The following is a 7,544-nucleotide window of genomic DNA, read 5'->3' on the forward strand; positions in this document are numbered from 1 at the left end:
CTCCGGTCGGGGCGGTCTGGTGGTTATGATCCCAAACCAAGGTGTAGGCCGGCGCAACGAATGGAGTGCCGCGCAATTCCTTGGTGCGATGGCGCTGCCGGCAGCTCCGACCATAGCCTCTTAGTAATCGGAGATTGTTTGGCAGTAGTCCGCCTCTCCGGCGTCAGATGCCGACACCGGCAGTGCGAGGAAAATCACGTGGCGAGCAACGATAGGCCTGTACCGGTCGGACGCTGCTGCGCCGGAAGGGATGGCGCAGCAGTCGCTGCAGGCCGCGCGAAACTCGATCCCGTGCAGGACATGCAGCTTCACCATGCCTGATCGCTCCTTCAAGAGCAGGGTCACGTCATGCGTCTGGATTTCGTCACGGCGGCGTCGATGGATGGGGACGTGCTCGTCCGAATGTGGAACTCTTTCTTCGCTGCCGTTGTCCTGAGTTCTGGACTCCTGATGGCGTCGTCGGCTCTTGCGCAGGTGCCGCCGTCGTCGTTGTCCAGTCAGGTCCCCGCGACCGAGCCGACGACGCAGTCCGGTATTAGCCTGCGGGATCGCGACACCCTGCTGGGGGACCTGGGAGGCGTCCGTGCGAGCCTGGAGGACATCGGAATTGAGTTGAAGGCACAGGAGACAAGCGAGGTCCTCGGCAACATCACCGGCGGAGTCCACAGGGGAGTGATCTATGAGGGCGCGACCCTGGCGACGCTCTCTGTCGACACGGAAAAGCTCCTGGGGTTCGGGGGCGGCACCTTCAACGTCAGCGGCTTCCAGATCCATGGGAAGGGACTGAGCGCCAACAATCTGGACAACCTGAACGTCGCCAGCGGCATCGAAGCGAAACCGTCCACGCGTCTGTTCGAGCTTTGGTACGAGCAGTCGATCCTCAATGGCGGGGTATCAATCCGCATCGGTCAGCAGGCAGCGGACCAGGAATTCGCCGTCAGCCAGTACGGCGGGCTGTTCGTCAATTCCGGCTTCGGTTGGGCGACGCTGACCGCGATCGACCTGCCGTCCGGAGGACCGGCCTATCCCTTTGCGACGCCGGGTGTGCGGGTCAAAGTTCAACCGACGGACGATCTGGCGCTGCTGGTCGGCCTCTACAATGGCGATCCCGACGACAATGGCTCGGGCACCTCGTTTCGCGTCGACAAGGGCGCCCTTCTGATTGGAGAGGTTGAATATTCGGTCAACAGCTCCGGGACCGATACGGGCCTGCCCGGCACCTACAAAGTGGGCGCCTGGTACAATTCAAACTCCTTTCCCGATCAGCGCTTCGGGACCGACGGTCTGTCCCTGGCCGAGCCGGTGAGCAACGGCGTGCCGCTGCTCCATCGTGGAGATTGGGGAATCTACGCTCTCGCGGATCAGATGATCTATCGGGTCCCCGGGACGAAGGACCAGGGCCTCGGACTGTTTGGGCGCATCATGGCGGCGCCGAGCGACCGAAACCAGATCAGCTTCTATGTCAATGCCGGCGCGAACTACAAGGGGATGATCCGGGGCCGTCCCGACGACACGGCCGGCATCGGCGTCATCTATTCGCGGATCGGCGACACGGCGAGGAATCTTGACGCGGACACTGTCACCGTCTCGGGGAACCCGCGCCCGATCCGTGATGCCGAGACGGTGCTTGAGGTGACCTACCAGGCCCAGATCACGCCGTGGTGGACATTGCAGCCAGACTTTCAATACGTCTTCAGCCCGGGGGGCGGTATCCCCGATCCCAGCCGACCATCAAAGATGATCGGCGATGCAGCTGTTCTCGGTCTGCGTGCAACGATCACGTTCTGAAGGCGCGTTCCGAGGGCTGGCAGACCCTTCAGGCGCTCAGCTCGTTACGGACCATCCCCAAGGTTGCAACCCAGCGTGTTCACTCGGAACCTGATGACGCTGGAGGCTGTGCAACCGCTTTGGCTAGAGGGAAGCTCGACGGCGTCTGCCGCACGTGAGACGGCGGCGCGGGAAGTGTTCTCTCCGGTGGTCGAGATCCTTCGGCGGCGCCCTATCTCCGATGCAGCCCTGGCGCGGCGGCGCGGATCGGTTCAGGGGCCGCGCGCTCTCCGTCGCTGGCCGGGCCCATCTTGATCTCATTCACCAAGCCGATGACACCCCAGATGCGTCTCGCAGCACCTTCGGCCTGGTAGCGCTCGAGCTGACTTCGGGCAAAGCCCGAGAGCGTCACGACCCCTCGCTGCACCGCGACCGAGATATCGGCTGCATCGAACCGGCGATCGGATTGGAGGGCCTGCTCGACGTGAAACTTGATCTCGCTGTCGGACTTCATCGCATCTCTCCGGACATGGTCTGCACGTAGGTGATTAACGAACGATGACGCAGGTGCACGGCGCGAGATGGGCCACCTTATGGCTCACGCTTCCCAGAAGCAGGCCCTGGAGATCACCCAGGCCGCGGCTCCCGATCACGATGAGCCCGGCGCCGCGCTCTCTTGCCGTCTCGATGATCCGGCGGGCGGGGTCACCGTCGGCGACCAGGCTCTCGACACTCGGTGCGCCGCACTCCCGCGCATAGCGGACCCCCTCCTCGGCAATGCGTGCGGCCGCGCTGCGGAGCATGTCGGCTTCGGTGACGCGGATATGCTCGACGCGCTCAAGCTCCTCAAGGCCCTGGGGCATGAGTTCGCTGCCAAGGGCCTGCTGGACATGCATCACCAGAAGCTCTCCGAGCTTCTCCCGAGCAAGCTCGGCAGCGAACTCGATGGCCTTCTGTGCGGCGGCCGACCCGTCGGTGGCGCACAAGATCAGATAGCGTTTCATGTCTTCGACCTCTGGAACATTGCCATCGCATTCCAGGGCCACGAGCCGCGAGCCGCATTGACCCAGGTCAACAGCCTACCGGGCCTCCCCCGCCCACCGCGGCGATAAGGCGCCGCTTTGAGTGAGATCAATGCGCTGTTGCCGGAGGCCGCGAACCCCCCGTCCCACCCTTCGTCGACCAATCAGAAATGCTCGCCGAGACGGAATGGCCCGTGGCGGGTGGATGCGGCAACGAGATAGGCGGTGGACCACCCGATGAGCAAAAAGCCACTCACGCCTTCGAGTGCTCCGAGAAGGCGCCAATCGTAGTCGAGAACCAGGTCGCCGTAACCGATCGTCGAGAACGTCGTTGTCGAAAAGTAGAGGGCATCGTGCACGGCCGTGAAGGCGCCGAGAACCACATAGGCGAGAGCCCAGAGCCAGATTTCCACCGTATGAATGGCAAAAAGTCCGAGCACTGTGGCCACCATCGAAATCGTGCGGCCAAGGGCGTGTCGATTAAGACGGCACCACCGCCCGAGATCAGCGGTAACCCGGGTCAGGATCATCAAGCCGATCGTATGCAGCAGGACCGTCATGGAGATTATGCCGGTTCCAAGGGCGAGGTCTTTGTACACGGAGCCGAGCCATCCGCATCATGGTTCCAAAAGCGGAGCGACCGCGATCACGCCCGCGCTAGTCGAACCGCCGGCTCGTCGCCTGCCGTGATCTGCTCCAGTGCGATTCGGTCGAGCAGCACCAGGCGGTGCGCTCCTGCCATCTCGATCAGCCCATCGTGCTTCAGGGCGGAGAGGATGCGGCTGACGGATTCGAGCGTCAGGCCAAGATAATCACCGATATCGCTGCGCGACATGGGGAGGCTGACCGTCCGCCCGTCCGGGGCCCCGCGCGCCAACTCGAGCAGGAAGGTGACGACGCGCTCGGTCGCGGTCTTCCGACCGACGGTGAGCAGACGCTCGTAGGCGGCGGTTAAGGAGCGGCAGGCGATCTCACGGATGCATCGATTGACGGCGCCGTCGGTCAGGGCGAGGGCGTCGGTGCGCTTCCGAGGGTAGCGGATCACGACCATGTCGGTCAGGGCCTCGGCGGCGAAGCCGTGTTCGTCGAAGGCGTCGAAGCCGAAGAAGTTGCCGGCATGCAGGAAAGTGCCGATCTGGCGGCGGCCGTCGGGCAAGAGCTTGCTGGTGCAGCCAGTGCCAGAGACCACGCGATACCAGTGCAGGGCAGGGTCGCCCTCCCGGTAGACAGCGGCACCGCGGTTGAGGCTGAGCACGGCACCGAGCGCGGCAAGTCCGGCCGGAGCATCGACTGCCTCGTCGCCAGAGATCGTCTGCGGCACGGCGGGAGCGAAGTTCCGCGACGAGGAGATCGAGAGAGCAGGTTGCATCTGCATGGCGGTCTCCGCTGCACATCTTTGATGTGCGTCAGTCATACGCCTCCACGCGGCACCGGTGCATTGTGAAGGATACGTAAGGAGAACTACGTATCTGGCGCCGCCCCAGCCCATCGAACCGAAGCAGGCAGCTAGAACTCTACATTCAGCGTCTCTGAATCAGTATCACTTGATGAGTTCGATGGACGCATGATCGGCGCAGTTGGGCCGGGCTAAGCTGAAATGGCCCACTGAGATCCGTAGCGGGCCCGCTCGTTGAAGGCATCTGACGGCTCAGGCGATCCCGCTCTTCAATAGTCAGGTCGTGTTCCGCGCGGTCAGACGCTAAGAGGGGTAAGGCGAACGGCTCACTCGGATGAAGCGCGTCCTCTCATTCCCCGATCCATTCATCGGCGAGCTCATTCTTCAGGTACTCGATATCATTCGTCTTGATCCTTCTTGCTATATACTTCGCCGGACGCGGCCGAATCACTGAGTGTGACGGCCTCATCTACCCCAGCCACCAGAACATCAGTCCCGTTGGAACACGCTGAGTGAGACCAAGGTTGACGTGACAATGAGCCGGCCTGCGTGCGTAGCCCGACTCTGACGTCCACGTACTTCTGAAGGGGGCGAAGGGCTCTGCCCCTCGCCCTGCAAGGGGCGGGTCCTCGCCATGCTCGCCGCAGTGCCTGCGGCTGCGCGTGGCTCTGGTCCCGGCCTGACGGCCGCCCTTGCCCCCACTCCCCGGTCCTCGCCGGACGGGCAGGGGTTGATGCAGCGGCATCAACCCGCTGCCGCGAAGCAAGGGGAGACTGTCATGTCCGCCTTCGTCCTCGACCAGGAGCACATCGACGAGTTGGTCTCGGCTGCCATCGATCTGGAGATCCGCGCCCGCCTCGTGACCGACCGAGGCTATCGACAGGTGAACCACGAGAACGCCAACGATTTCGGCGGGATGCTCTGGGCCGAGAACGTCCGCTCCGTCATTCACCGCTATCGACTTTCCGGCACCGAGGACGCGGCATCCGCGGCCGGGTGGAGAAGGGCCGGTCCGGCGGCGGGCTCTGCTATGGCTATGACGTGGTCAAGCGCACCGATGCCGAGGGCGACCCACTCCGTGGCGAGCGGCGGATCAACGAGGCCGAGGCGCCTGTTGTCCTGCGGATCTTCCGGGAGTTCGCTGCCGGCCGCTCTCCGCATGCGATTGCGACCGGGCTGAACGCTGACTGCATCCCGGGGCCGCTCGGCCGGGAGTGGGCCGACACCACCATCCGGGGACATGCCTCCCGCGGCACCGGCATCCTCAACAACGAGCTCTATGCGGGGGTGCTGGTCTGGAACCGGCTTCATTTCGTCAAGAACCCGACCACTGGCCGGCGGGTGTCGCGGCCAAACCCGGAGGCGAAGTGGATCCGCACCGAAGTGCCGGCGCTGCGCATCGTCGACGATGAGCTGTGGCAGGCGGTGAAGGCGCGGCAGACAGTCCTGGCAAAACAGTTCGAGGCGACCACGATCGCGGTGCGCAAGGCGCGGGCGAAGACGATGCACAGCCTGCGCCGTCCGGCCTTTCTGCTGTCCGGTCTGCTCATCTGCGGCTGCTGCGGCGGCAAATACGGCATCATGGCCGCGGGCCGCTATGGTTGCCTCGCGCACTTCCGGCGTGGGCGCTGCGACAACTCCCGGACGATCACGCGGGAGAAGATTGAGAAGCGCGTGCTGGCGGGGCTGACCGAGACGCTGGTCTCGCCGAAGGCGGTGGCGGAGGCGGTGCGGTCCTGCGTTGAGCGGACCAATCACGACAACCATGAGCGGCGGGCGCGGGAAGAGGCGGACCGCGCCGCACTGGTCCGGATCGAGCGCGGCATCCGCGGCATCATGCAGGCGATCGAGGACGGCATGTACCAGCCATCCATGAAGGCACGCTTGGACGAACTGGAGCAACAGAAGGCTGAGATCGAGGCCCGGCTCAACGAGGCGCCGGCCGACATCTCGGATGTGCATCCGAACGTGGCTGAGATCTACCGGCGGAAGGTGCGGGAACTCACGGAGACCTTGGCACATCCCGAGACCCGGGACGAAGCGGCGGAGGCGATCCGATCACTGGTCGGGCAGGTGGTGTTGACGCCGGGCGAGGGCAGGGGAGTGGTCAAGGCCCGGCTAAGCGGCGAGCTGATGGCCATCCTTGACTTCGCAGCCGGCCGCCGGCCGGCGCCCCGACCCGAAGTGATAACAACCGCGGTTGCGGGTCCCCGATTTGAAGCTGAGTCGGTGATAGCGGCTGAAGGGGCCAGGCGAGGACGCAGCGGTAAGATGCCGCTTGCAAGGCTCGCGATAGCATAGCCGCCCACTGGCATCGACTTGTCCATCGTCACCTGCGCCCGGAAATTGGATGTCAGTGACTCGTGTTTGCGTCGGCGGCAGTTCAGGTCCTTGCCGGTGAGATTGTGTGAACAAATATGGAACTTTGGTCGGGACTATGTCGGGACTCCCGGCTTTAGGATGCCCGGATGGATGCTGTTTTGTTCTCATTGAGCCTGCAGATGCTCCTTGCCAACCCACTGCAAAACCTCTAGGAAACCTGCGGCGTTCGGGTCACGGGGCGTAGCGCAGTCTGGTAGCGCGCCTGCTTTGGGAGCAGGATGTCGGGAGTTCGAATCTCTCCGCCCCGACCATCCCGCTGTTTCCATCGATCGAGCTTGATGGTAGGAGGGGGCCCGGGATCAGCCAGAGGGTCGGCCGAAGCATGCAGGCGCGCATATATCGTCGTTCCAAATCCGCGATGCAGAGCGGCCGCGGCAAGGTCCAGGATTGGGTCCTGGAATACGAGCCGGCGACGCCGCGCCGGCCGGAACCGCTGATGGGCTGGGTCGCCTCGGGCGACACGCTGAATCAGGTCCAGCTGACCTTCCCGAGCAAGGAGGAGGCGATCGCCTTCGCCGAGCGCAAGAGCATCGCCTATTCCGTGCTGCCGGAGCACGAGCGCCGGGTGGTGCCGCGCAACTATGCCGACAATTTCCGCCCGCGGCCGCGCTGAGCACGGACGCGAAGACCTGGATACGGCCCCGTAGCTCAGCCGGATAGAGCACCCGCCTTCTAAGCGGACGGTCGCTGGTTCGAGTCCAGCCGGGGTCGCCATCCTTCTAATGTCTGATCAGATTAAATAGAAGTTTGGAATTGTGGATGGGACAGATTCACGAATTCTGTACAGTCCGCGATCGTAGCCGATACCTCGGCTTTCCAGGCCTTGAGAGGCCGCCGCATTGCCGGCTGGATAGACTGTTTGTTCAACTGGGGGTGTTCCGCCTGTAGAGGAAACGCCGCGCCGTCGAGCTGTCGTCCCCAGTTTACGGGTTGGTCGACCCGATCTACGGCGCAAGCCTCTATGGGCTGGTTAGGGC

General features: G+C 63.9%; 8 protein-coding genes and 2 tRNA genes. 5 read left to right on the forward strand and 5 right to left on the reverse strand.

The window, feature by feature from the left end; all coding sequences use genetic code 11:
• Positions 1-120: 120 nt before the first annotated feature.
• Positions 121-315 carry a hypothetical protein gene (locus FFK22_RS40160; RefSeq protein WP_138893443.1) on the reverse strand — a complete coding sequence of 65 codons (195 nt, stop codon included), beginning with the start codon at positions 313-315 and terminating at the stop codon, positions 121-123.
• Between the two features lie 33 nt (positions 316-348).
• Between FFK22_RS40160 and FFK22_RS40165 the strand changes: the two genes are divergently transcribed.
• Positions 349-1,788: a carbohydrate porin gene (locus FFK22_RS40165; RefSeq protein ID WP_138893444.1), complete on the forward strand. Its 1,440-nt coding sequence runs from the start codon at positions 349-351 to the stop codon at positions 1,786-1,788.
• Between the two features lie 211 nt (positions 1,789-1,999).
• Here FFK22_RS40165 and FFK22_RS40170 read toward each other — a convergent pair whose 3' ends face one another.
• From FFK22_RS40170 to FFK22_RS40185, 4 genes are all read right to left on the reverse strand, one after another.
• Positions 2,000-2,281, reverse strand: a complete 282-nt coding sequence (locus FFK22_RS40170) for a BON domain-containing protein (protein ID WP_138893445.1) — start codon at positions 2,279-2,281, stop codon at positions 2,000-2,002.
• Between the two features lie 34 nt (positions 2,282-2,315).
• Positions 2,316-2,771, reverse strand: a complete 456-nt coding sequence (locus tag FFK22_RS40175; protein WP_138893446.1) for a universal stress protein — start codon at positions 2,769-2,771, stop codon at positions 2,316-2,318.
• Positions 2,772-2,953: 182 nt separating this feature from the next.
• On the reverse strand, positions 2,954-3,349 hold the full coding sequence (locus FFK22_RS40180; RefSeq protein WP_221939243.1) for a potassium channel family protein: 396 nt from the start codon (positions 3,347-3,349) through the stop codon (positions 2,954-2,956).
• Positions 3,350-3,435: 86 nt separating this feature from the next.
• Entirely contained in the window at positions 3,436-4,164 is a 729-nt protein-coding gene (locus tag FFK22_RS40185; RefSeq protein ID WP_186002936.1) for a helix-turn-helix domain-containing protein, read from the reverse strand.
• 1,017 nt (positions 4,165-5,181) lie between these two features.
• Here FFK22_RS40185 and FFK22_RS40190 point away from each other — a divergent pair.
• From FFK22_RS40190 to FFK22_RS40205, 4 genes are all read left to right on the forward strand, one after another.
• Positions 5,182-6,486, forward strand: coding sequence for a recombinase family protein (locus tag FFK22_RS40190; RefSeq protein ID WP_221939244.1), 1,305 nt, complete (start codon positions 5,182-5,184; stop codon positions 6,484-6,486).
• Between the two features lie 255 nt (positions 6,487-6,741).
• Positions 6,742-6,818, forward strand: a tRNA-Pro gene (locus FFK22_RS40195).
• Between the two features lie 71 nt (positions 6,819-6,889).
• Positions 6,890-7,180, forward strand: a complete 291-nt coding sequence (locus tag FFK22_RS40200) for an ETC complex I subunit (protein WP_138893450.1) — start codon at positions 6,890-6,892, stop codon at positions 7,178-7,180.
• 24 nt (positions 7,181-7,204) lie between these two features.
• A tRNA-Arg gene (locus tag FFK22_RS40205) sits at positions 7,205-7,281 on the forward strand.
• The last annotated feature ends 263 nt before the right edge of the window (positions 7,282-7,544 follow it).

This window comes from Mycobacterium sp. KBS0706, assembly GCF_005938675.2.
Lineage (GTDB): Bacteria > Pseudomonadota > Alphaproteobacteria > DSM-16000 > Inquilinaceae > Inquilinus.